Annotated in this window: 1 protein-coding gene; it reads left to right on the top strand. The window is 68.3% G+C overall.

Features of this window, described 5'->3' with window-relative positions; all coding sequences use genetic code 11:
- A partial coding sequence (locus BJQ17_RS00070) for an amino acid adenylation domain-containing protein (RefSeq protein ID WP_139139737.1) occupies positions 1-893 on the top strand: 893 nt, incomplete at both ends.

Below are 893 nucleotides of genomic sequence, written 5' to 3'. Positions count from 1 at the left end.
AAAGCAATGATGACAGCAGCCAGGCCGACCCGCTGGCCTGCTCGCCGGTCACGGTCAGCCCGGACAACCTCGCCTACGTGATCTACACCTCCGGTTCCACCGGCAAGCCCAAGGGCGTGCTGCTGCCGCAGCGCAACGTGCTGCGCCTGTTCACGGCCACCGACGCCGACTTCCGCTTCGGCAGCGACGACGTGTGGAGCCTGTTCCACTCCTATGCCTTCGACTTCTCGGTGTGGGAAATCTTCGGCGCCCTGCTGTACGGCGGGCGCCTGGTGATCGTGCCGCAGCACACCAGCCGCTCACCCGAGGCCTTCTACCAGCTGCTGGCCGATGAACAGGTCACGGTGCTGAACCAGACCCCGTCGGCGTTCAAGCAACTGATGGCGGTGGCCACCACGGCTGAGCCGCAGCGGCCACTGGCACTGCGCAGCGTGGTGTTCGGGGGCGAGGCGCTGGACGTCAACAGCCTGGCACCGTGGTTCGAACGCTTCGGCGACCGCCAGCCGCAGCTGGTGAACATGTACGGCATCACCGAAACCACCGTGCATGTCAGCTACCGGCCGCTGTCGCTGGCCGACCTGGGCAAGGCGGCCAGCAGCCCGATGGGCGTGCCGATCCCCGACCTGTCCTGGTATGTGCTCGACGGCGACCTGAACCCGGTAGCCAAAGGCTGCATCGGCGAGCTGTACGTCGGCCGCGCCGGCCTGGCGCGCGGCTACCTCAAGCGCAGCGACCTGAGCGCCACGCGCTTCGTGCCGGACCCGTTCGGTGCCCCTGGCGGGCGCCTGTACCGCACCGGTGACCTGGCGCGCTACCACGCCGACGGGGTGATCGAATACGCCGGGCGGATCGACCACCAGGTGAAGATCCGCGGCTTCCGCATCGAGCTGGGG

Origin of the sequence: Pseudomonas sp. NBRC 111139 (assembly GCF_001753955.1) — a bacterium.
GTDB classification, from domain to species: domain Bacteria; phylum Pseudomonadota; class Gammaproteobacteria; order Pseudomonadales; family Pseudomonadaceae; genus Aquipseudomonas; species Aquipseudomonas alloputida.
The sequence above is the reverse complement of the archived record's forward strand: the minus strand, read 5'-3'. Positions and strand labels throughout refer to the sequence as shown.